This is a genomic window from Sphingomonas zeicaulis (assembly GCF_050433225.1).
GTDB lineage: Bacteria > Pseudomonadota > Alphaproteobacteria > Sphingomonadales > Sphingomonadaceae > Sphingomonas_D > Sphingomonas_D zeicaulis.
In genome coordinates this window covers 21214-42257 of record NZ_JBNPXQ010000016.1, presented here as the reverse complement: position 1 = coordinate 42257, position 21044 = coordinate 21214, and the positions used below count along the sequence as shown (strand labels likewise).

The 21044-nt window shown below is 67.6% G+C and carries 22 protein-coding genes; 9 read left to right on the top strand and 13 right to left on the bottom strand.

The genetic code is table 11. The annotated features are described in order from the left end of the window. Window positions 1-41: 41 nt before the first annotated feature. From FHS96_RS28380 to FHS96_RS28355, 6 genes are all read right to left on the bottom strand, one after another. Window positions 42-2003 (bottom strand): OPT family oligopeptide transporter, encoded by a 1962-nt coding sequence (locus FHS96_RS28380; RefSeq protein WP_429599932.1) that lies wholly within the window; start codon window positions 2001-2003, stop codon window positions 42-44. Between the two features lie 304 nt (window positions 2004-2307). Further along, entirely contained in the window at window positions 2308-3678 is a 1371-nt protein-coding gene (locus FHS96_RS28375) for a phenylacetate--CoA ligase family protein (protein WP_429599930.1), read from the bottom strand. Continuing rightward, window positions 3675-4487, bottom strand: coding sequence for a class I SAM-dependent methyltransferase (locus tag FHS96_RS28370; RefSeq protein ID WP_429599927.1), 813 nt, complete (start codon window positions 4485-4487; stop codon window positions 3675-3677). The genes FHS96_RS28375 and FHS96_RS28370 overlap by 4 nt, the downstream gene beginning before the upstream one ends. A 26-nt stretch (window positions 4488-4513) precedes the next feature. Further along, a complete protein-coding gene (locus FHS96_RS28365) occupies window positions 4514-6145 on the bottom strand; it encodes a helicase HerA-like domain-containing protein (RefSeq protein ID WP_429599924.1) in 1632 nt (543 codons plus the stop codon). A gap of 68 nt (window positions 6146-6213) precedes the next feature. Next, a complete protein-coding gene (locus FHS96_RS28360) occupies window positions 6214-7341 on the bottom strand; it encodes a pyridoxal phosphate-dependent aminotransferase (protein ID WP_429599922.1) in 1128 nt (375 codons plus the stop codon). A gap of 23 nt (window positions 7342-7364) precedes the next feature. Continuing rightward, window positions 7365-8189 carry a sulfite exporter TauE/SafE family protein gene (locus FHS96_RS28355; RefSeq protein WP_429599919.1) on the bottom strand — a complete coding sequence of 275 codons (825 nt, stop codon included), beginning with the start codon at window positions 8187-8189 and terminating at the stop codon, window positions 7365-7367. Window positions 8190-8351: 162 nt separating this feature from the next. Here FHS96_RS28355 and FHS96_RS28350 point away from each other — a divergent pair, with 162 nt between their 5' ends. Then, window positions 8352-9641 carry an MFS transporter gene (locus FHS96_RS28350; protein ID WP_429599916.1) on the top strand — a complete coding sequence of 430 codons (1290 nt, stop codon included), beginning with the start codon at window positions 8352-8354 and terminating at the stop codon, window positions 9639-9641. 410 nt (window positions 9642-10051) lie between these two features. Here the strand turns inward: FHS96_RS28350 and FHS96_RS28345 are convergent, their stop codons facing one another. Next, window positions 10052-10852: a cold-shock protein gene (locus FHS96_RS28345; RefSeq protein WP_429599914.1), complete on the bottom strand. Its 801-nt coding sequence runs from the start codon at window positions 10850-10852 to the stop codon at window positions 10052-10054. 153 nt (window positions 10853-11005) lie between these two features. Then, a complete protein-coding gene (locus FHS96_RS28340) occupies window positions 11006-11386 on the bottom strand; it encodes a DUF4870 family protein (protein WP_429599911.1) in 381 nt (126 codons plus the stop codon). A 164-nt stretch (window positions 11387-11550) separates the two neighbouring features. On the opposite strand from FHS96_RS28340, the gene FHS96_RS28335 reads away from it, so the two are divergent. From FHS96_RS28335 to FHS96_RS28325, 3 genes are read left to right on the top strand one after another with little or no spacing between them, the layout of a single operon-like run. Beyond that, window positions 11551-12168: a ribonuclease D gene (locus tag FHS96_RS28335; RefSeq protein WP_429599908.1), complete on the top strand. Its 618-nt coding sequence runs from the start codon at window positions 11551-11553 to the stop codon at window positions 12166-12168. A 17-nt stretch (window positions 12169-12185) separates the two neighbouring features. Continuing rightward, window positions 12186-12824: an LPS export ABC transporter periplasmic protein LptC gene (lptC, locus tag FHS96_RS28330; protein ID WP_429599905.1), complete on the top strand. Its 639-nt coding sequence runs from the start codon at window positions 12186-12188 to the stop codon at window positions 12822-12824. A 5-nt stretch (window positions 12825-12829) separates the two neighbouring features. Next, window positions 12830-13375: an LptA/OstA family protein gene (locus FHS96_RS28325; protein WP_429599902.1), complete on the top strand. Its 546-nt coding sequence runs from the start codon at window positions 12830-12832 to the stop codon at window positions 13373-13375. A 36-nt stretch (window positions 13376-13411) separates the two neighbouring features. Here FHS96_RS28325 and FHS96_RS28320 read toward each other — a convergent pair whose 3' ends face one another. The 4 genes from FHS96_RS28320 to FHS96_RS28305 form a co-directional block, all read right to left on the bottom strand. Next, entirely contained in the window at window positions 13412-14626 is a 1215-nt protein-coding gene (locus tag FHS96_RS28320) for a CCA tRNA nucleotidyltransferase (RefSeq protein ID WP_429599899.1), read from the bottom strand. Beyond that, the gene (locus tag FHS96_RS28315) at window positions 14614-15216 is read right to left on the bottom strand and encodes a CoA pyrophosphatase (protein ID WP_429599897.1); all 603 of its coding nucleotides are present in this window, start codon (window positions 15214-15216) and stop codon (window positions 14614-14616) included. The genes FHS96_RS28320 and FHS96_RS28315 overlap by 13 nt, the downstream gene beginning before the upstream one ends. After that, the gene (locus FHS96_RS28310; RefSeq protein ID WP_429599894.1) at window positions 15213-15779 is read right to left on the bottom strand and encodes a DUF1285 domain-containing protein; all 567 of its coding nucleotides are present in this window, start codon (window positions 15777-15779) and stop codon (window positions 15213-15215) included. The genes FHS96_RS28315 and FHS96_RS28310 overlap by 4 nt, the downstream gene beginning before the upstream one ends. 75 nt (window positions 15780-15854) lie before the next feature. Then, window positions 15855-16361 (bottom strand): GNAT family N-acetyltransferase, encoded by a 507-nt coding sequence (locus tag FHS96_RS28305; RefSeq protein ID WP_429599891.1) that lies wholly within the window; start codon window positions 16359-16361, stop codon window positions 15855-15857. 99 nt (window positions 16362-16460) lie between these two features. On the opposite strand from FHS96_RS28305, the gene FHS96_RS28300 reads away from it, so the two are divergent. From FHS96_RS28300 to FHS96_RS28290, 3 genes are all read left to right on the top strand, one after another. Continuing rightward, window positions 16461-17093: a glutathione S-transferase family protein gene (locus tag FHS96_RS28300; protein WP_429599888.1), complete on the top strand. Its 633-nt coding sequence runs from the start codon at window positions 16461-16463 to the stop codon at window positions 17091-17093. A gap of 62 nt (window positions 17094-17155) precedes the next feature. Beyond that, entirely contained in the window at window positions 17156-17908 is a 753-nt protein-coding gene (locus FHS96_RS28295; protein WP_429599885.1) for an SDR family NAD(P)-dependent oxidoreductase, read from the top strand. After that, the gene (locus FHS96_RS28290) at window positions 17905-18312 is read left to right on the top strand and encodes a dihydroneopterin aldolase (protein WP_429599883.1); all 408 of its coding nucleotides are present in this window, start codon (window positions 17905-17907) and stop codon (window positions 18310-18312) included. The genes FHS96_RS28295 and FHS96_RS28290 overlap by 4 nt, the downstream gene beginning before the upstream one ends. Window positions 18313-18362: 50 nt before the next feature. On the opposite strand, the gene FHS96_RS28285 is transcribed toward FHS96_RS28290, so the two are convergent. Beyond that, window positions 18363-19202, bottom strand: a complete 840-nt coding sequence (locus FHS96_RS28285; protein ID WP_429599880.1) for a hypothetical protein — start codon at window positions 19200-19202, stop codon at window positions 18363-18365. Between the two features lie 226 nt (window positions 19203-19428). Here FHS96_RS28285 and FHS96_RS28280 point away from each other — a divergent pair, with 226 nt between their 5' ends. Both FHS96_RS28280 and FHS96_RS28275 read left to right on the top strand, forming a co-directional pair. Then, a complete protein-coding gene (locus tag FHS96_RS28280) occupies window positions 19429-20103 on the top strand; it encodes an energy transducer TonB (RefSeq protein ID WP_429599877.1) in 675 nt (224 codons plus the stop codon). An 82-nt stretch (window positions 20104-20185) separates the two neighbouring features. Then, window positions 20186-20962 (top strand): MotA/TolQ/ExbB proton channel family protein, encoded by a 777-nt coding sequence (locus FHS96_RS28275; protein ID WP_429599874.1) that lies wholly within the window; start codon window positions 20186-20188, stop codon window positions 20960-20962. Window positions 20963-21044: the final 82 nt, after the last annotated feature.

Genomic DNA, 21044 nt, shown 5'->3' with positions numbered 1-21044 from the left:
TCTCTTGTCCTCCCCGACGCTGCGCGCCGGGGAGGAAGAAACTAGCCCCGCGCCATCTTCCGCGTGAGACGGTACAGCCCGAAGATCGTCGCCACGAACAGCAGCGGCCCCAGCCACATCGCCGTCCCTTCGAACGCCGGGCCGACCACCGCCAGCGGGGCATCGCTGTCGGTCAGATAGACCAGCCCGGCGAAGGTCACGCCGAACAGGCTCTCGCCCACGATGAGCCCGGTCGCGGCGAGCACACCCAGCCGCTCGGCGAGTTCGGGATTGGCCTGGCGCTTCGCCCAATTCTCGTAGAGCTTGCCGATAAGCGCGCCGATCGGGATCAGCAGGGTCAGCGCCATCGGCAGATAGATGCCCATGCCGACCGCGAGCGGCGGCAGGCGGCGGCGGTTGGCGGTGAAGCGGCCGAGCAGTTCGTCGATCGCGATCACCGCGACGCCGATCAGCGCGCCATAGCCGATCAGATCCCAGCGGATGTCGCCGCCCAGCACGCCCTTGGCGAGCGCCGAGATCAACGCCGCCTGGGGCGCCGCGAGCGCGCCTTCCTTGGCGTTGGGTGCGCCTTCGAACGTCATCGTCGTGTTGAGCAGGTCGAGCACCGGCGCGATCACGAGCGATCCGAAGATCACGCCGAGGATCAGCGCGATCTGTTGCTTCCACGGCGTCGCGCCGACAAGCTGGCCGGTCTTGAGATCCTGCAGATTGTCGTTGGAGATGGTGGCGATGCTGAACACGATCGCGGTGGTGAACAGCGCATAGGCGACCAGCGCGGCGCTGGTCTCCGGATCGCCGCCGGTGCCGTACAGCAGCGCGAGCAGCACCGCTGCGCCGAGCACGGCGAGGATGCCGACGCCCGACACCGGGCTGTTCGAGGCACCGATCAGGCCCGCCATATAGCCGCACACCGCGGCGATGATCGCGCCGACGAGCAGCACATAGACGAGCGTGCCGGCGATGATGCCGCCGGCATGGTCGGCGATGGGCGTGCCCGCGCTGAACATCCACAGCAGTCCGGCGATCGGCAGCAGCGAGGCGAGGATGACCCCGCCGATGATGCCGATCGGAAGGTCACGTTCGGTCAGGTCGAGCACGCCGCCGGCGCGGCGCGCCTCGGCGGCGGCCATCGCCGATCGGATGCCGGCAGCGATGGGCCCGAGGATCTTGAGCAAAGTCCAGATCGCCGCGACGCCCATCGCGCCCGCGCCGATGAAGCGCACCTGGTTGCGGAAGGTGTCGCCGACCAGCGCGGCGACGTCGGCGCCGGCCGGCACCTGCCCCCAGGTCAGCATCGGCACCAGCACCGCCCAGGAGGTCAGCATGCCGACCAGCATCGCGATGCCGACGGTGAGGCCGACGAGGTGGCCGACGCCGATCAATGCCATGCCGAGACTGGTGGAGGCGCCGCTGGCACCCGCGCCAACGCGGAAGGCGGTTGTCAGTTCGGCAACGACCAGCTTCATCGCGGCGAGCAGTGAAAAGCCGGCGGCACCCAGCGCGCCGAACAGGATCGCGCGCAGCCCCTTGGCATTCTCCTCGGCCCCCGCCTCGGTACCGGCGCCGACCTTGAGCACTTCGGCCGCGGCGACGCCTTCGGGGTAGGGCAGGTCCGACCCTGTCACCAGCGCGCGGCGCAGCGGCACCGAATACATCACGCCGAGGATGCCGCCGATCGCGCACACCGCGACCGTCGTCCAATAGGGGAAGCCCTGCCACCAGCCGACCATGATCAGGCCGGGCAGCACGAAGATGATCGCCGCCAGCGTGCCCGCCGCCGAGGCGATGGTCTGGACGATATTGTTCTCGAGGATGTTGGACCCGCCGATCAGCCGCAGGATCGCCATCGAGATCACGGCGGCGGGGATCGAGGTGGCGAAGGTCAACCCGACCTTGAGGCCGAGATAGACGTTGGCGGCGGTGAACAACAAGGTGATCACCCCGCCGAGGATGATGCCCCGGATCGTGAGTTCGGGCAGGCTGGTTTTGGTTCCCGTGGTCATGCGGCCGTTACGCACGAAACTTCGCGGGGTGGCAATGGGGACGGTGGTGGAGCGGGCCACCGATGTCGCTCGACCAGGGAATGGGATGGATGGTGATGGGGTGGGTGAGGGAAGAACATATCATCCCCGCCCCGTTCGCCCCGAGCGAAGTCGAGGGGGCCGTCGAGCGAAGCCGAGACGGCAAGGGGACACGCTCCGAGCGGGTCTCTGTTCTCGGCTTCGCTCGAACATCCCCTCGACTGCGCTCGGGGCGAACGGATGGGGGAGGGCGAGCGGTGACTTGGGGCGGACGCCTTAACCCCCCTCACAACAGCGACAAAAACTCCTCGAACTTCCCGTTCCGCCCCACCGGCAGCGTCCCCTCGAAATAGGTCAACTCGATCCGGAACGGGTGCTGCAGCTTCCAGTGGAGATGCGCCACCAGCGCCGCTTCCTCGTCGCCGGTCAGCGGGCGTTCGGTCACCAGCCGCACCTCGATGCGGTCGATCTCGTGCTGGCGGAATTGATATTGGCGGATCGGCGCGATCTCGCGGAACTGTTTGTAGCCGGTCAGCGGCCAGTGGCGGCTGCCGTCGGGCTTGACGATCATGTTGCGCTCGCGGCCGAGGATGCGGCGGATCGTCGGCAGGCCGCGGCCGCAGGGGCAGGGGGCGCCGGCCTCGGCATGGTCGCGAATGTCGTAGCGGATCATCGGCGTGACATGGTTGTGCAGGTCGGTCACCAGCACCCGGCCGCGCTCCCCCGGCGCACAGGCGCGGCCGGCCTCGTCGACGATCTCGACGATCACTGTCTCCGCCATCACATGATAGAGCCCGCTACCCGAGGGGCATTGCAGCGCGAGATAGCCCATCTCCTCGGACGAATAGCAATCGAACACCCGCCCCTGCCCGCGGCTCTCGACGCGCTCGATCAGGTCGGGGGAGAGCGTTTCGCCCAACGTCCGCCAGCGCGCGACGAAGGACAGGTCGGCGCGCTGCGCATCCGCCTCGTCGATCAGCGCGGCGAGGTTGCTGGGATAGATCACCACGCTCGACGGGCGGAAGCGCAGCAGCATGTCGAGCTGCGCGCGGATGTCGGTCTGGATGTCGATGCGCAGCCCGGGGCCGGTGTCGAAGAACAGGTTGGCGGGCACGCCCCAATCCCTGTCCTCGCCGCAATTGACCATATTCGCGCGGATCGCGGTGAGGCGGCCGGTGAAATCGGGTTCGGCCCAGAGATGATAGCGCATCGTCATCGCCAGCCAGTGAAGCTGGTTGACCGCGGTGCGGCGGACGATCACCGGCTCACCGGTCGAGCCCGAGGTGTTGACCGTGCGCACCGGCTGATGGCCCGGCAGCACTTGATCGATGTGGATCGGCTCGCTGCTCGACTGCACCATCCGCCGGGTCAGCGGTGGCAGCGCGGCGAGGCCGGCGGGCCGCGCCAGCGCCGCGGCGTCGAGCCCGGCTTCGGCCAGCCGGCGGGCGAAGCGCGGCGAATGGTGCGCGAAATGATCCGAGACGATGCCGAGCTGCGCGCGCTGCCGCGCGGCGATCTCGTCGGTGGGGAGCCATTGGCCGGCATCGAGCTGGTGGAGCAGCGCCGCGAGCGAGGCCGCGCGGCTGCTGAACAAGGGCGGCCAGCGGCTGCCGGCGATATCGCCGCGCATCTGGCCGAGGCGCGGATCGGGCGTCATGGCAGGTCGATCACCAGCAGCGGGCAGCGCTCGGCGAGCGGATAACCCGCCGTCTCGACGAACCGAACCGCGCGCGCCCAGCCGGGCACCAGCCGCAGCACCGTTTCGCGCGACGGATAGCAATGGACGTAGCGCGAACCGCGATAGGCATCGATCTCCGCGATCGTCGCAAGGCTCCAGCCGCTCGCGCGGGCCAGCGCGGCACGATCGGGGAAAAGCGCCTCGAAGCGGTCGAACAGGTGCGCGCTGCTGATGTTGGGCAGCCCGTCCGCGACGCTGACCGCCATGTTGAAGCGCTGCTTGAAGGCATGGAAATCGAGCCCGCCGGCGAAGGCGGCGTCGCGCACCGCCGCCACGGTCTCGCACGGGTCGGGCGTGGCGAAGCAGCGCAGGATGATGCGCCCGCCGGGCCGGATCACCCGGCGAAGCTGTGCGAACAGCAGGGGCTGTTCCATCGGCAGGCTAAGCATCGACAATACGCCGTCGCCGATCGCGGCGGCGACGCTGGCATCGGCGAGCGGCATACGCTTCCAGTCGCCGATCACGACATGCCGCCGCGGCGCGTTGCCGGGCCAGGCGGCGTCGACCATCGCCCGGCTCCAGTCGACCGCGACCAGATGGCGCGGCACGGCGGCGAGCTCAGGGGTGACGCCGAGCAGCAGGGTCGGCTGGTCGCCTTCGCGCGCACCGATCTCGTCGAGCAGGGAAGCGACCATCGCGGCCACCCCGGCGTCGGGGCGCAGCGGTGGCCGGATCGTCGCCCAGCGCCGGTGGAAATCGCGCAGATCGTCGGCGAGGTCTGAGGGCATCGCGCCCGGTGGAGGCGCGATGCCGGTCACCGGCCCTTGAACAGCCCGCCGAGCAGGCCGCGCACCAGTTGCGCACCGAAATTGCCGGCCACCTTGCGGCCGATCGAGCTGGCGGCCGAGCGCGCGGCGGATTGCATCATCGACTCGGCGAGGCTCGGCTTTGCCGCCTCCTTGGCGCGCCGCGCGGCTTCGCGGGCGGCTTCACGCTCCTGCACCTGGCGTGCACGTTCGGCCTCCTTGGCTGCCTTCGCCGCCTCACGCTCGGCGGCGACGCGGGCCTTTTCATCTTCCTTGGCCTGCGCGGCGTCTAGCTTGGCCTGTTCGGCTGCCGCCTTGGCTTCAGCGGCAGCGGCGCTCGCCTCGGCCGCCTTGGCGGAAAGCAGTTCCTCGGCTGATTCGCGGTCGATCGCCTCGTCATATTTGTCGCCGATTGCGTCGGTCTCGCGGATCACGCCGCGCTCGATCGGGGTGACCGGGCCGACGCGCGAGGCGACGGGCTTGATCAAGGTTCGCTCGACGGGGGATGGCGATCCATCCGCCTGCAGCAGCGAAACCAGGGCCTCGCCGACCTTCAGCTCGATGATCGCGGTGGCGACGTCGACGCCGGGGTTGGCGCGAAAGGTCTCGGCGGCCGCGCGGATCGCCTTTTGGTCCTTGGGGGTGAAGGCGCGCAACGCGTGCTGGACGCGGTTGCCGAGCTGGCCGGCGACGGTCTCGGGGATGTCGACCGGATTCTGGGTGATGAAATAGATACCGACGCCCTTCGAGCGGATCAGCCGCACGACCTGTTCGATCTTGTCGAGCAGCGCCTTGGGGGCATCGTCGAACAGCAGATGCGCCTCGTCGAAGAAGAAGCAGAGCTTCGGCTTTTCGGGATCGCCCACCTCGGGCAGCGTCTCGAACAGCTCCGACAGCAGCCAGAGCAGGAAGGTGGAATAGAGCTTGGGGCTCGCCATCAGCTTGTCGGCGGCGAGGATGTTGACGACGCCGCGGCCCTTGTCGTCGCGCGCGATCAGGTCGGCAATGTCGAGCGCGGGCTCTCCGAAGAAATGGTCGCCACCCTGGCTGCGGAGCTGGAGCAGCGAGCGCTGGATCGTGCCGACAGTCGCCTTGCTGACATTGCCATAGGTGGTGGTCAGTTCGGCCGCGCGCTCGGCGCAATGCGCGAGCATCGCCTGCAGATCGTCAAGGTCGAGCAACAGCAGCCCATCCTTGTCGGCAACATGGAAGGCGATGGTCAGCACGCCTTCCTGCGTGTCGTTGAGGTCCATCAGCCGGGACAGCAGCAGCGGCCCCATCTCGGAAACGGTGGTGCGCACGGGATGGCCCTGTTCACCGAACAGATCCCAGAACTGCACGGGATTGTCCGCATAGCGCCAGTCCGCATCGCCGATCTCGGCCGCGCGTGCGGCGAAACCGTCATGCACCTTGGCGGTCGGCGATCCGGCCATGGCGAGGCCGGAGAGATCGCCCTTCACATCGGCGACGAACACCGGCACGCCCGCGCCCGAGAAGCCCTCGACAAGCCCCTGCAACGTCACGGTCTTGCCCGTGCCGGTGGCGCCGGCGATCAGCCCGTGGCGGTTAGCGCGGCGGAAGTTGAGTATCTGGCGATTGCCGCCGCCGACCCCGACGAACACACCCTCAGCGTCAGCCATCATCCCTCCCGCGCCGGCGCCGTGCCGGAGGATGATCCTAGAACGTTCCGCGGGGAGGGGAAATGGTCTCAGGCGCTGACCAGCCGGGGCAGCGCCGCGGCATAGCGCCGCACATCCTCGATCCGTCCCGTCGAGACTCGCGACCATTGCGTCCAGCGCCCATAGGTGCCGCGGATCATCACGCCCTGCGCCGCCATCGCCTTTTGCAGTTTCTCCGCATCGGGCACCTTCACGAACACGAAATTGGTCTCGGAGGGGAGGGCGGTGAGCCCGGCGGCCTTCACCGCATCGAGGATCATGCCGCGCGCCTCGATCACGCGCTGGCGTGACATGGTGGTGAAGGCGGTGTCGTCATAGGAGGCGATCGCCGCCGCCAGCCCGGCGCTGTTGCCGCCGAAGCTGGTCAGCCAGCCGCGGATGATCGCGGCATGTTCGACGCTGGAGATCGAATAGCCGATACGCAGCCCGGCCATGCCGTAGATCTTGGAAAAGGTGCGGCAGACGATCAGGTTGGCGCCTTCGCGCACCAGCTGCATCACCGATCGCGCATCGGGCCGGTCGGTCAGTTCATTATAGGCTTCGTCGACCAGCACCGTCGCGGACTTGCCTGCGGTGCGGACGAAGCCGCGCAGCGCATCCCCGTCCAGCACCATGCCGGTGGGGTTGTTGGGGTTGCAGATGTGGATCAGCCCGACATCGGGGCCGATCCCGCCCGAAAGCGCGGCAAGATCGATGCCCATGTCAGCGCCCAGCGCCACGCGCTTCAATGTCGCGCCCTTGCGCTCGGCATAGACCGCGGTCGTATCCCAGAACAGGTCGGGGCAGAGGATGCTGCCCTTGTCGCGCCACGCCATCGCGATCGCGCAGAGGATCTCGGTGGATCCCGAACCGACGACGACCTGCTCGGGCGAGACGCCATGGCGCTCGGCGATCATCGCGGTCAGCTTGGTGAGGCCGCGATCGGCATAATAGCAGCCGCGCGCCGCGACATCCGCCATCGCCCGGATGGCGCTGGGGGCGGGGCCATAGGGATTTTCGTTGCGGGAAAGCAGCGCCACGCCGGTGGGCGCGCCGAATTCGGCGGCGACGGCGGGGGTGGCGATCATGGCCGCGGCGGCGCGTGAGCCGACCGTCACGGCGGCGGGCGCCGCCGCGGCGGCACCGATCAGGGAACGTCTCGTAATTCCTGTCGTCATGATAACCCCCTTGTCGTTCGCGTTCAGCCCATCAGCGCGTTCCGGATCATCGTTGCGCCGACGAAAAGCAGGTAGATGCCGAAGCTGCGGCGCAGCAGCGGCGGGCTCAGCCGGTGCGCGGCGGCGACGCCCAGCGGCGCGGTCAGCATCGAGGTCGCCATGATCGCCAGCGCCGCGGGGATGTTGACATAGCCGAGCGTGCCGACCGGCAGATCCGGCTCGCCCAGCCCGATGATGACGAAGCCGATCATGCCCGGCACCGCGATGATCGCACCGATCCCCGCCGCGGTGGCGATCGAGCGGTGGATCGACTTGCCGCACAACGTCATGACGATGATCGCGATGGTGCCGCCGCCGATGCCGAGGAGGGAGGAGAAGGCGCCGAGCGAGCCCGCGATCGAAGCGCGGGCATAGCCGCCCGGCATCTCGGAAGCGATGCGCCGGTCTGCGAGGATCGGCACGAGGAAATGGATCGCCATCACGGCCACGCCGGTGCCGAAGATCAGCGCAAGGATCGTGCCGTCGACCCTGTCCGCGACCAGCACGCCGGCGCCGACGCCGAGCACGATCCATGGCGCCCAGCTTCGCAAGATGTCGAAATCGACCGCACCGCGCCGGGCATGTGCCTGCACCGAACGCAGCGAGGTACCGACGATGGTGGCGAGCGAGGTGCCGATCGCGACATGCGCCAGATGCTCCTTGCCGCCGCCGAGCAACGGCAGGACGAGGAACAGCGCCGGCACCACGACAAAGCCGCCGCCGATGCCAAACAGTCCTGCGGCAAAGCCAGCGAACAGCCCCGCGGCGAGCATTGCGATCACCGGTATCAGCCAGACGCCAAGGTCCATCCGCGCGGCACCCCCTAGATGCGCTCACGCTGCAATGCAGCGGGCATATGCAACCCTATTGTCCAAGGCTTGGCCAGTGGTTTTTCGACTTGGGGCATTGCTTGCTCGGCGGTGACGGCTGGGGCAGGGTCCGCGGCGCGACGCGCGACAGGGAGAGACGGCATGACGGAACAGGGGATCAGCAGCCAGCGCCGGCTGAAATCGATCCTGGGCGGTTCCGCGGGCAACCTCGTCGAATGGTATGACTGGTACGTCTATTCGGCCTTCTCGCTCTATTTCGCGCCGGTTTTCTTCCCCGAGGGCGATCGCACTGCGCAATTGCTGCAGACCGGCGCGATCTTCGCCGTCGGCTTCTTGATGCGCCCGATCGGTGCCTGGCTTATGGGCGTTTTCGCGGATCGGCATGGCCGCAAGGCAGGGCTGACCCTGTCGATCACCCTGATGTGCGCGGGGTCGCTGCTGATCGCGATCACGCCGGGCTATGCCGCGATCGGGGTGGGCGCGCCGATCATCCTTGCGCTTGCGCGGATGATGCAGGGCTTGAGCGTCGGCGGCGAATATGGTGCCAGCGCCACCTATCTCTCCGAAATGGCGACGCCGGAGCGGCGCGGTTTTTTTTCCAGCTTCCAATACGTCACCCTGATCATGGGGCAGTTACTGGCGCTGTTCGTGCTGATGCTGCTGCAACTCGCGCTCAGCGAATTGCAACTCGAAAGCTGGGGCTGGCGCATTCCCTTCGCGATCGGTGGCGTGCTGGCGATCGTCGTCTTCCGCATCCGCCGCGGGCTGATCGAGACAGAGCATTTCACGCGCGGACAGGCGAAGGAGGCGCCGCGATCGGGGCTGTTTGCGCTGTTCCGCCTGCATCCGCGCCAGGCCTTCACGGTGATCGCGCTCACCGCGGGCGGCACGCTCGCTTTCTATGCCTATTCCACCTACATGCAGAAATTCCTCGTCAACACCGCCGGGTTCGGCCGCGAGACCGCGACGACGATCATGACGGGGGCGCTGTTCATCTACATGTGCCTGCAGCCCGCGGCCGGCGCGCTGTCTGACCGGATTGGCCGCAAGCCGCTGATGGTGGGGTTCGGCATCGCGGGACTGCTGCTGACCGTGCCGATCTTCCGTACGCTTGAACGTACCGACAATCCGTGGATCGCGTTCGTGCTTGTGGTCGGTGCGCTGGTGATCGTCACCGGCTACACCGCGATCAACGCCATCGTGAAGGCGGAACTGTTTCCGGCGCATATCCGCGCGCTCGGCGTCGCGCTGCCCTATGCCATCGCCAACACATTGTTCGGCGGCACCGCCGAAATCGTCGCGCTGAAGCTGAAGGATGAGGGCGTGGAACAGGCCTTCTACTGGTACGTCAGCGGGATGATCGGGCTGTCGTTGATCGTCTATCTGGCGATGCGCGACACCCGGACGAACAGCGCGATCGACCGGGACTGAGCGCGGGGTTACGGCATTCGCACGTTTGTGCTGGGAGCCGCGCAAAAGCTGTCTCTCGCACTTCTCTCTGTGGCACTCGCACAGCGTGGATGGCTTGAGCGGGGCTGCCGCCGCGCTCTCTCTCCCCGGAGGGGCGAGAAAAAAAGCGGCCGCGATCGAGTTGCTTGAAACTAATAGCGCACTTCATGGCAGAGGCCGTCCGGCGCGCTTCAAATATCGCGGCGTTTCCTGCACTTCTGTTGAACTTGCGTAGCCGGTAACCGGGACGGTAAGGCGCGCATCACAAAAACAAAGCGCCACAGAACACCGACGGGCAGCCGGCGCTCCATGGCGCAAAACGCTTTGCGGCAAGCGCGAAGCACCCCGGGCCGAGGGCCGGCCCGGGGTGCAATCGTGTCAGCCGGCTGCTTTTACTGCAGCGGCTTCAGGTTGACGGCGGCATACTTGCCGCGACGGTCCACCTCCAGCTCGAACTCGAGCCGGTCACCTTCGTTCAGGCTGGTCATGCCAGCCCGCTCGACGGCGGAGATATGGACGAACGCGTCAGGCTGGCCGTCATCGCGCTGGATGAAGCCGAAGCCCTTCATCGCGTTGAAGAACTTGACGGTGCCCGTCGCCTTCTCGCCGGTCAGCTGACGCTGCGGCCCGCCGCGCGCGGCGCCGGCGCCACCCGCAGGAGCTGCTGCGCCGCCACCGGTCACCGGCAGCGGTTCGCCGTCGATCTTCAGCTCGGTCGCGGAGATGCGACCGCCGCGATCGACGAGCGTGAAGCCCAGCGGCTGGCCTTCGGCCAGACCGGTCAGGCCCGCCTGCTCGACGGCGCTGATGTGAACGAACACATCTTCACCACCATCGTCGCGAACGACGAAGCCGAAGCCCTTCTGAGCGTTGAAGAATTTGACGACACCCTTGCCTTCGCCGATGATCTGCGCCGGCATTCCGCGGCCACCGCCGCCGAAACCACCACCGCCACCACCGAAGCCGCCGCGACCACCACCGCCGCCGCCGCCGAAGCGATCACCGCCGCCGCCGAACCGGTCGCCGCCACCGCCGAAGCGATCACCACCACCGAAACCGCCGCCGTAACCACCACCGCCGCCGAAGCGATCGCCGCCGAAGCCGCCACCGAAGCCGCCCTCGTCACCGAAACCGTCGCGCTTGTCCCTGCCGCGACCGCCGCGATCCCCGCGGCGTCCTCTGTCGAAACTCATGCCCTGTTGTACTTTCCCGGTCGCCCGCACTTCATTACTGAAAACCTGCGCCGGACGACGGTCGCATGCCTCCCGGTGCGGAAAATCGGCCGCACCTGCGAATCTCTTAGCGGAAAAACCTCGGCGTTGCGAATGATTTCAATCCGCTGTCGATCAGAACAAAAGAGTCTGCGGATTTGGCATCGGCAAACGCTTCTGCGCGTTGAGCAGCGACATCACCGCGCGCACCGTCACCCAGATCGAAGCAGCGAGCAGCAGAGGAACGCCGATGATCGCGCCGATGACGGTCACGGTCAGAATCCAGCCGAGCACCTGGCCGCTTAAGCCACCGATAAAGGTGACGACGGCATAGGAATAATGGCTTCTTTCCCAATCTGCTTTCGCCTGATCTTTCCAGACGAAGGCAAGCACGCCGGCGACGAGGCCGGTCACACCGCCGGTCAGCCAGCCCGCGAGATAGAGAATCGAAAGAATCGTAGGCTGATTGAGATCGAACCCGCTGGAGGGTTGCGGTCCCCGATAAGGATCGGTCATCATTGAGCCCCACTGATTGAGAACAGGTTGCAGAGTGTGCGCCTTTGTCTGTGCACACGCAACCGCTTAGCCCTGGCGCAGAGACTGCGGTGTGTTGCGGGGCACATGCCGCAAAAACATGCTTCGCCATTGAGCCGTGCCGTTCGCGCGCCTATGCGTTCGAAATGACCGTCCATTTCCATGAAGAAGATCTGCCCGAAGGCGCGCTCGCGCCTGGGCCCGTTGCCGTCGATACTGAAACGATGGGGCTCATCACCCCGCGCGACCGGCTGTGCGTCGTCCAGATCTCGGATGGCGGCGGTGACGAGCATCTTATCCGCTTCGGGCCGGGCAGCGACTATGCCGCGCCCAACCTGCGCGCGGTGCTCGCCGATCCAGCGCGTCTCAAGCTGTATCATTTTGCGCGCTTCGATCTGGCGGCGATCCGCCATTATCTGGGTGTTGTCGCCGCCCCCGTCTATTGCACCAAGATCGCATCCCGGCTGGTGCGTACCTACACCGACCGTCACGGCCTCAAGGAACTGGTGCGTGAGCTGATCGGGCAGGAAATCTCCAAGCAGCAGCAGTCGTCGGACTGGGGCGGCGCGGATCTGAGCGAGGCCCAGCGCGAATATGCGGCGTCCGACGTGCGCTATCTCCACCGGATGCGCGAGGAGCTCGATCGCCGGCTGGCGCGCGAGGGCCGTACCGCGCTGGCGCAGGCCTGCTTTGATTTCCTGCCGGCGCGCGCCGAACTCGATCTCGCCGGTTGGCCGGAGATCGACATTTTCGCGCACATGTAATCGGCAGAGGGGCGCGCATGTCCGAGATCGCCGTTCGCAAGCGCAGCCTCAGGCAGCGCTGGGCCGCGCCGGGAAGCCGCCATGACCGGCTGATCGCGGTCAGCCGGGTGATCTTCCCGACGGCGATCGGCGCGCTCGTCGCGGTGCTGGCGATTGCGCCGCTTACCCGAGGCAACGAACTGAGCTTTGTCCTTGCCAAGGACAGCGTCGAGATCGCCAAGGAACGGATGAAGGTCACCTCCGCGATCTATCGCGGCGAGGATAGCAAGGGGCAGGCTTTCCAGTTGCGCGCCGGCTCGGCGGTGCAGGCGAGCTCGCGCGATCCGGTGGTGCGGCTGGAGAAATTGTCGGCGGAGCTGGCGCTGAAGGATGGCCCGGCTACGGTCACCGCGCCGCGCGGCCGCTATGACATGAATGCGGAAAAGGTCGCGGTCGACGGACCGGTGCAATTGCGCGCGGCGGACGGCTATCGGCTCGACACGCGCGACGTCGCCGTCGATCTGCGCTCCCGCCAGGTGACCAATACCGGCCCGGTCGATGGCGCGATGACGCTCGGCACCTTCAGTGCCGAGCAGATGCGCGCCGATCTTGAGGCACGCACGGTGACCTTGCAGGGCCGTGCCCGCTTGCACATCGTTCAGCGTCGGGGCAGATGACCGCCATGCGTTCCGCTTTGATCCTCGCCATCGCCTCCGCTGCCACGGCGGGGCTCGTTGCCATTGCCGCGCCGGCGCTTGGCCAAGCGCTGCGCGGGCACGATTCGAACGCGCCGGTCGATGTCGACGCTGACCGAATCGAGGTGCAGGACCGTGCGGATCGCGCGATCTTCTCCGGCAATGTGAAGGTGCGCCAGGCGGGTCTCACACTCGACGCGGCGCGGCTGACTGTTGCCTATGCCAGCAATGACGGCATCCAGGTCCAGCGACTCGACGCCGCGGGCGGTGTCGTCGTGCGCAGTGCCTCCGAAACCGCGCGCGGCGAATTCGCGATCTACGATCTCAACGCGCGCCGGATCACGATGCTGGGCGGTGTCGTGCTGACCCAGGGCCAGAGCACGATCCGCGGCGGCCGGCTGGTGATCGATCTCAACACCGGCCGCTCGGTCGTCGACGGCGCCGCGGCACCGAGCCCGGGCGCGCCCGGAGTGACGGGCAGCAGCGGCGGACGCGTCAGCGGACGGTTCACCGTCCCCAAGCGAAACGACTGAGGCAGACCCGCCCGGAGCGAGCCCGGGAGGAGATGGTCAGGCACTCGCCTCGGCCAGGATCATTGCTGCGACCTCATCCGCGATCAGATTGACGCGCTCCGCTGGCGGGAAGCCTTCGGCAACCCATTGGCGCTCCACCGTCTGCAGCGCGCGCGCCACCACCGGCCCTGCGGCAAGCCCGCGCGCGACCATCGCGCCACCGCCGATCGGAAGGCGCGGCGGCGTCCAGCCGGAGATCCGGCGGATGTCGGCCTCGGCGCCATCATGCAGCAGCAACCGATCGACCGCCCCGGCTACACCGGTGCGATAGGCGAAGGCTTCGACCGGCAGCGTATCGGGCGCGCCCGCCAGTGCAGCCGCGATCCGCTTGCGATTCTGGTTGGAAAGCTTGAGCCGCGCGGTGACGGCCTCGCCGACCGCGGGATCGTCGGGCAGCAGCGCAGCCAGCCGGCGGACCGGATCGGCGGCGATGCCCGCCCGTGATTCGCCGGCGACGACACGGCCGAGCCGCGCGGCACCATCGGCACCGATTTCGGGCAGTACCGGCGCGAGAATGCCCTGGTCGATCATCAACGCAACGGTCGGCTGCGGATTGGCGACCGCAAGCAGCTTCAGCATCTCATCGGCGATCCGCTCCCGCGAGAGCGCCATCAGATCGTTGGCACGCGCGGCGCAGGCGGCAAGGCCGTCCTCGTCGGGGCGGTCGATTCCGAAGCGCGCGTGGAAACGGAAGAAGCGCAGGATGCGCAGATGGTCCTCGGCGATCCGCTCCAGCGGTGCGCCGATGAAGCGGATGCGGCGCTCACCAAGATCGGCGAGACCGCCGAAATAATCATGGATTTCGCCCGTGGCCGGATCGGCATAGAGCGCGTTGATTGTGAAATCGCGCCGCGCGGCATCTTCCCGCCAGTCGTCTGAAAAGGCGACGGTGGCGCGTCGGCCGTCGGTGGCGACGTCGCGGCGCAGCGTGGTCACTTCCACCGGGCCGCTCTTGAGCACCGCGGTGATCGTGCCATGCGCGATACCGGTCGGCACTGCGCGGATCGCCGACTGCTTCAGCCGGTCGAGCACCTGCGGCGGTTTCAGCCGAGTGGCGATGTCGATATCCTTGGCATCGACGCCAAGCAGCGCATCGCGCACCGCGCCGCCGACGAAGCGGCTGTCGCCCTCGTTCGCACCGAGCGCATCGAGCAGCGCCGCCATGCCCTCGCGCGTGCGCCAGTCGATCTCGGGCAGGGTCATGCCGTCCATGCCAGCCTCCGCGCCAGATTGATCAGCATGCCCGCGGTCGCGCCCCAGATGCGGCGGCCATCCCATGACAGCTCGTAATAATGACGCTGGCGGCCCTGCCACTCGACCGCCTGCTCGATATAGTTGGCCTCGCCCATCAGCACCGACAGCGGCACCTCGAACACATCGGCAACCTCGGCCTCATGCGGCACCAGCGGCAGATCGGGCGCCACTACGCCGATCACCGGCGTCACCTGGAAGCCGGTGACGGTGCGATAGCCGTCCGCCTCGCCGATCACCTCGACGGCCGAGCGGGGCAGCCCGATCTCTTCCTCCGCCTCGCGCAGCGCCGCGGCGACGATGCCGCTATCCTCGGGATCGACCCGGCCGCCCGGGAAGGCGATCTGACCGGCGTGGCGACGCAAGGTGGCGGTGCGCTGGGTCAGGATCACGCCGGGTTCGGCGCGGTCGGTGACGGCGACCAGCACCGCCGCGGGCACGATCACTTCGCGTGCGCCGACCAGCGCATCGCGCACATCGCCCTCCAGCAATATCGTCTGGCGTTCGCCACCGCGCGCCAGCGCCAGCCGCAGCCGTTCCGCAAGCGTCATGCCACCGGCTCCAGCGCGAAAAAGGCGCCGTCGCTCCACACGCCGGCGGGCGTCTGCCCCTCGGCGATGGCAATTTCGGCCAGTTCGTAGAAGAGGGGCCGCGCGATCAGCGCCCGCAGGCCGCCGCGCACATGGAGATAGGGGTGCGGCCCGTCCTCGCGCTCGACCACGCTCAGTTCGTGTGCGGGGCCAGCGATCACCAGATCGCCGGTGTTGAGGCGGAATGCCAGCCGGCGCGCATCGCCCTCACATTCGCTCTTGAGTTCCACCGCGACGAAGGGCGCGTCCTCCACTGCGATGGAGAGGCGTTCGGCGGGCGTCACCAGCACATGGCTGCCATCCGCCTCCCGACGCAATATGGTGGCGAACAGCCGGACCATCTCGGGCCGCTCGATGCGATCGCCCTGATGGTACCAGCTACCGTCCGCCGCGATCCGCATCTCGCTGTCGCCACTGCGATCGGGGTGCCATTGGTCGACCGGCGGCAAGCGGCGTTCGGCGGCCATCCGGGCGATGTCGGCAAGCGACAGGCCGGAGAGATCGGGGAGAGGAGGCATCGGCATGGCCTGCCGCTTAGGCGATTCGGCCGGCGTCCGCAAAGCGCGGGTCCGCCGGTCCGTATCGCCTGCGCGCCGAAATCAGGCGTGGACCCGCGGCGCGATCCGGCCGACCGCCGACATTACGGTGCCCGCCGGCACGCGCGCAAGCAGCCGGCGCCGCTCGACCGGGCCAGGAACCTCCCACGAAGCGGTGCCATCGGCGCTGAAGCCGAAGAAGCGGCCATAATATTCCGGATCGCCGATCATCATCAGCACATCGCCGCCGCGCGCATCTGATGCCGCCAGCGAAGCAGCAACCAGCATGCGGCCGATGCCGTCGCGCTGGCGATCGGGCTCGACCGCAACCGGGCCGACCATCACCATCGGTTGTGCGCCCAGCGGCGTCAGCAGCGAGACCGGCCAGCACTGGATCGTGCCGACCAGACGGTCACCCTCGAACGCACCGAAGCACAGCTGGTCGATCGCCTGCGTCCCCTCGCGCATCCGATAGGCGGTGCGGCCGCGTCGGTCGGCGCCGAAGGCATCGTCCAACAGCGCGTCCACCGCCGACGGATCGGCATCGCTCAGGGGGGTGATCTTGACCAACGTTCGGTTCGCTCCTCAATGGCAGTGCCGATCGATTTCGGCGGCGGCGCGCTTTAGCGTCATGTGGGGATTTGGAAAGCGAAATCAGGGGGATTTTCGATGAAATTGTTCGATGCGGATTGGGCGCCGAGCCCGCGACGCGTCCGCATGTATCTTGCGGAAAAGGCGCTGAACGTCCCGCGCGTCTCCATCGACATTCGCCGCGGCGCGCATCTGGCCATGGATTTTCTCGAGATCAATCCGCGCGGCACTTTGCCCGCGCTGCAGCTCGACGATGGCGAACTGATCCTCGAATCGTCGGCGATCTGCCGATTCTTCGAGGCGCTGCACCCCGATCCGCCGCTGTTCGGCGGCAACCCGCGAGACGTTGCGCGGATCGAATCAGTGCTGCGGCTGGTCGATGGTGAAGGCTATGCGGCGGCGGTTTATGCGTTCCGCAACGGCCATCCCGGCCTCGCCGGCAAGGCGCTGCCTGGTTGCTGGCCGGAGGTGCCGCAGATCCCCGAGTTGGTCGCGCGCGCCGGGCTGATGTGGGGCCGCTTTCTCGACATGCTGGAAACGCGGCTGGCCGCGCATGAATGGGTGGCAACCGATCGGCTGAGCTATGCCGATATCGCCGCGTTCGTGACGCTGGAGTTCGGCACCGTCGGCCGGTTGCCCATCGATGGGGCGGGGGAGGGCGTCGCCCGCTGGCGCGCCGCGATGGCGGCGCGGCCGAGCGCAGGTGCCTGATGCCGGGCGCGCGCGGCGCGAAGCGCCTTCCCAGCGGGCGCGCAACCGTCTAGCGGCACCGCATGGGCAGCGAACGCACGGCAGTCGTCACCGGCGGGGCGAAGCGCATCGGCGCCGCGATGGCGCGCGCGCTCGCCGCGGACGGCTGGCATCTGCTGATCCATTGCAACGCCAGCCGCGCCGAGGCGGAGGCGCTCGCGGCTGAGCTGGGCGCGGCGACGGTGGTGTCCGCCGACCTCGCCGAGCCGGATTGCGCGGAACGGGTGATGGCCGCGCTCGACGGACTGCCGCCGCCCGCCTTGCTCGTCAACAATGCCTCGCGCTTCGATCTCGACCTGTTCGGCGATTTCGACGTCGCGCAATGGGATCGCCACATGGCGGTGAACGTGCGCGCGCCGGTGCTGCTGGCGCGCGGCTTCGCCGCCGCCGTGCCCGAAGGGCAGCACGCGCTGGTCGTCAACCTGCTCGACGCCAAGCTCGCGCAGCCCAATCCCGACTTCTTTTCCTATACGGTGTCGAAACAGGCGCTGGCGGGCGCGACCGAACTGCTCGCCCGTGTGCTCGCGCCGCGCGGGATTCGGGTGTGCGGCATCGCGCCGGCCGTCACCTTGGTCTCGGGCCCGCAGAGCCGCGAGAATTTCGAGAAGGCGCACCGGATGACTGCGCTCGGCACCGGCGTCAGTGTCGATGATCTCGTCGCGGCGCTGCGCTTCCTGATCGCGACGCCGACGATTACCGGCCAGACCATCGCCATCGATGCCGGGCAGCGCTTCCTGGGGCTGCCCCGCGACGTTCAATTCATGGAGACCGAATGACCACCCCGCCCAAGCTCGACGGCATCGTGCCTCAGGGCCTCGCCCCGCGCAGCCACCGCATCTTCCTGGAGGCGTTCGATCTGCCGGTAGACATTGGGTTCCATGATTTCGAGGTGGGGGCGCCGCAGCGCCTCCTGATTTCGGTCGATGTCTGGGTCGATGCCGAACATTTCGCGGCGGAAGACAGTGCGGCCGCGGCGTGGAACTATGATTTCCTGCGCACCGAGATTCTCCGCGTGACGCAGGGGCGCCGCTTCAACCTGCAGGAAACGCTGGCGCGGGAGATCTATGATCTGATCGCCGCGCGCCGCGGCGTCGTTCGCCTGCGCGTGTCGACACGCAAGCCGGACGTTTATGCCGACTGCAGGGCGGTAGGCGTCGAGATCGCCTCGTTCGAGTGCTGAACCTGCCGGCAGCTCAGGCGCCTTGCGGTGCCTGAGCGCCGCCTGCAGATTTAGCCGCTAACCCGCGTACGGGTGCAGGGGCCGAGCTTTTCGAGCACGTAGCGATAATCCTCGCGCGCGGCCTGCGCCGCAGCCGGTTCCGCATCGCTCAGCGCCGCGGCGGGAAGTGCCCGGGGCAGACCGCACGCCAGCCGGTACCACAGCAACGTGTCGGCCGCGGGCGGGCTCGCGGATTCATCGACGATCTCGCCCAGCGCCACGCCCCAATGGCGCTCCTGCCCCGGACGGCGCACGACGCTGAGAGAGATCGGCACATTGTTGGTCGCGATGACGAAGATCTGTGTCTCGCCCTCTCCTGGTAGCGTTCCCACGACGTGGAAGGCGCTGCCGATGCGGATAATCGCTGGCGGCGCATCTCGGCGCACCGCTTCCTGCACGATAGCGCGCACGCGCTGCTCCAGCGGTGCCGACCAGGCGAGCTGGGAGTCCTTGGCCACGAGCTGAATCTCGCCGGGCCGGCCGGCGACCTTGCGCGCAAGCAACAGCACCTGCGCGCGCTTCAGCTTGGGTGCGCGTCCCCGCGAATCAAGGGGCACGTCGACGACGTAGGAGACCTGTTGGGCAAGTCCGCCCTCGCCGCGAATCAAACTGACGATATCGGCCTGAACAAAAAACCGCGTCTTGCCGGAAGGCACATCGGCGGCCTGTGCGCCCTTGACCTTGATGGCCTCTCGGATGGTTGCGCTAGCAATGACCGGCGCGGTGATCGAAAGGTCCGCCAGGTCCGCGTAAGTATAGGCGGGAGGCGGGGTTTGTGGGGGCTGGGGGGCGGCAAAAACGGCCGTCGAGAAGAGCGCGGCGAGGGCCGCGAAAGGGTACTGCAGACGCATCAGCTTCCCATCGTTGGAGGGGCAAGAATATGGGGCTGAATAGCCCTTTTGCCATACGGAAACGTGCCGTTTCAAGCCGCACAAAGAGATTGCCTCGCTGGGTGTGGCGCGATAGACACTCCGGGTCTGCCAAAGATAATCATTCCGGGCAGAGTGGGTCAGGCCGTCGCTCCGGCGCGATAGGCATGCTCTGCGCACAGCCTGGTAAGAGGAGTTACGTAGCTGAATGGCCTACGCTGACAGAAATTCGGGCAACAGCCGGGTCGTTGCGGTCGTCATTGTGGCGCTCGTGCATGTCCTGCTCGGCTATGCCTTCATCGTCGGGCTGATTCCGAACATCGCAAAGAAGGTCGCTCAGGATCTGAAGACCTTCGAAGTTCAGGAAGAAACGCCGCCGCCCGAGGAAGAGCCGCCCCCCCCGCCGCCGGAACAGCCACAGACGGTGCAACCGCCGCCCGTGGTTTCGCCGCCGCCGATCGTTCAGACGAATGTGGCGCCGCCCCCGATCCAGACCACCGCCGTCGCGCCTGATCGTCCGGTGATCACGCCGCAGGCCGCTCCCGCGCCTCCGGCTCCGCCTGCCGCGCCGCCCGCGCCGCGCCTGGCCCAGCCCGCCGTCGCGCGTGGCGACCAGGGTTCGTGGGTCACGCAGGATGACTATCCGCCGCGCGCCCTGCGCGAAGAGCGGGTGGGCACCAGCGCTGTCGCCTGGGACATCAATACCGAAGGTCGCGTGGAGAATTGCCGCGTGACGTCGTCGAGCGGTTCGCCCGATCTTGACGAGGCCGCGTGCAAGAACATCACGCGTCGCGCCCGGTACAAGCCCGCGCTCGACAACGCAGGCAACCCGATCCGGTCCGGTGCAAGCCGGCGTGTCGTCTGGCGGATGCCCGACAACTGATCGATTTCCCGCCGCCCGCCCTGTGTTGCGTCACGGGGCGAGGGCGGCGGTCTGACAGACAGATATAGAGGAAAGATCCCTTATGCTCATCTCGACCCTCGCCGCTGCGGCGCCCGCCGGCGAAAATCCCTATGGTCTGATCCCGGCGATCGTCGAAGGCGGCCCGCTGACCTGGGCGACTGCCGCGATCCTGACGATCATGTCGATCGGTACCTTCTACATCCTGTTCACCAAGGTGTATGATCAGCAGAAGATCATGGGCCAGACCAAGAAGGTGCGCACCACCTTCTGGGCGAGCCCGAGCCTGAAGGATGGCGCCGCCAAGCTTGAAAAGAACAGCGCGTACAAGCAGATCGTCGACGACGCCCTGATCGCGCTCGACCAGCACGCCAAGCTGACCGATCCGGTCGAGGCGCACGACTGGCTGCACGGCTCGCTGAATCGCAGCCAGGGTGCGATCAACTCGAAGCTGGGCGAAGGCCTGGCCTTCCTCGCCACCGTCGGTTCGACCGCGCCGTTCATCGGTCTGTTCGGTACCGTCGTCGGCATTCTGAACGCGCTCATCAAGATCGGTGCGGCTGGCCAGGCGTCGATCGACGCGGTCGCCGGTCCGGTCGGTGAAGCGCTGATCATGACCGCCATCGGTCTGGTCGTCGCCGTGCCGGCGGTGCTCGCGTTCAACTGGCTGCAGCGTCGCAACAAGGCGATCGCGGAAGATCTGGGCGCCTTCTCGAACGACCTGCTCGGCTACATGATGTCGGGTGGCGCGGTGAAGCCGGTTGTCGTGAGCCGCGCTGCTCCGGCGAAGCCGGTGGCGACCCCGCCGAAGCCGGCTGGCGTTTCGACGACCAAGGCCTGATCTTGATGGCGGCGGACCGGGGTTCATCACCCTGCCGCCGTCCCTCCTCCCGGCCGGGAAGCCTCGGCGTCCCGGCCAAGCA

What these genes read in the sequence shown, in the direction of transcription:
- FHS96_RS28380 (WP_429599932.1), bottom strand. Translation starts at nt 2,003, where the DNA reads ATGACCACGGGAACCAAAACCAGCCTGCCCGAACTCACGATCCGGGGC.
- FHS96_RS28375 (WP_429599930.1), bottom strand. Translation starts at nt 3,678, where the DNA reads ATGACGCCCGATCCGCGCCTCGGCCAGATGCGCGGCGATATCGCCGGC.
- FHS96_RS28370 (WP_429599927.1), bottom strand. Translation starts at nt 4,487, where the DNA reads ATGCCCTCAGACCTCGCCGACGATCTGCGCGATTTCCACCGGCGCTGG.
- FHS96_RS28365 (WP_429599924.1), bottom strand. Translation starts at nt 6,145, where the DNA reads ATGGCTGACGCTGAGGGTGTGTTCGTCGGGGTCGGCGGCGGCAATCGC.
- FHS96_RS28360 (WP_429599922.1), bottom strand. Translation starts at nt 7,341, where the DNA reads ATGACGACAGGAATTACGAGACGTTCCCTGATCGGTGCCGCCGCGGCG.
- FHS96_RS28355 (WP_429599919.1), bottom strand. Translation starts at nt 8,189, where the DNA reads ATGGACCTTGGCGTCTGGCTGATACCGGTGATCGCAATGCTCGCCGCG.
- FHS96_RS28350 (WP_429599916.1), top strand. Translation starts at nt 8,352, where the DNA reads ATGACGGAACAGGGGATCAGCAGCCAGCGCCGGCTGAAATCGATCCTG.
- FHS96_RS28345 (WP_429599914.1), bottom strand. Translation starts at nt 10,852, where the DNA reads ATGAGTTTCGACAGAGGACGCCGCGGGGATCGCGGCGGTCGCGGCAGG.
- FHS96_RS28340 (WP_429599911.1), bottom strand. Translation starts at nt 11,386, where the DNA reads ATGACCGATCCTTATCGGGGACCGCAACCCTCCAGCGGGTTCGATCTC.
- FHS96_RS28335 (WP_429599908.1), top strand. Translation starts at nt 11,551, where the DNA reads ATGACCGTCCATTTCCATGAAGAAGATCTGCCCGAAGGCGCGCTCGCG.
- lptC (WP_429599905.1), top strand. Translation starts at nt 12,186, where the DNA reads ATGTCCGAGATCGCCGTTCGCAAGCGCAGCCTCAGGCAGCGCTGGGCC.
- FHS96_RS28325 (WP_429599902.1), top strand. Translation starts at nt 12,830, where the DNA reads ATGCGTTCCGCTTTGATCCTCGCCATCGCCTCCGCTGCCACGGCGGGG.
- FHS96_RS28320 (WP_429599899.1), bottom strand. Translation starts at nt 14,626, where the DNA reads ATGGACGGCATGACCCTGCCCGAGATCGACTGGCGCACGCGCGAGGGC.
- FHS96_RS28315 (WP_429599897.1), bottom strand. Translation starts at nt 15,216, where the DNA reads ATGACGCTTGCGGAACGGCTGCGGCTGGCGCTGGCGCGCGGTGGCGAA.
- FHS96_RS28310 (WP_429599894.1), bottom strand. Translation starts at nt 15,779, where the DNA reads ATGCCGATGCCTCCTCTCCCCGATCTCTCCGGCCTGTCGCTTGCCGAC.
- FHS96_RS28300 (WP_429599888.1), top strand. Translation starts at nt 16,461, where the DNA reads ATGAAATTGTTCGATGCGGATTGGGCGCCGAGCCCGCGACGCGTCCGC.
- FHS96_RS28295 (WP_429599885.1), top strand. Translation starts at nt 17,156, where the DNA reads ATGGGCAGCGAACGCACGGCAGTCGTCACCGGCGGGGCGAAGCGCATC.
- FHS96_RS28290 (WP_429599883.1), top strand. Translation starts at nt 17,905, where the DNA reads ATGACCACCCCGCCCAAGCTCGACGGCATCGTGCCTCAGGGCCTCGCC.
- FHS96_RS28285 (WP_429599880.1), bottom strand. Translation starts at nt 19,202, where the DNA reads ATGCGTCTGCAGTACCCTTTCGCGGCCCTCGCCGCGCTCTTCTCGACG.
- FHS96_RS28280 (WP_429599877.1), top strand. Translation starts at nt 19,429, where the DNA reads ATGGCCTACGCTGACAGAAATTCGGGCAACAGCCGGGTCGTTGCGGTC.
- FHS96_RS28275 (WP_429599874.1), top strand. Translation starts at nt 20,186, where the DNA reads ATGCTCATCTCGACCCTCGCCGCTGCGGCGCCCGCCGGCGAAAATCCC.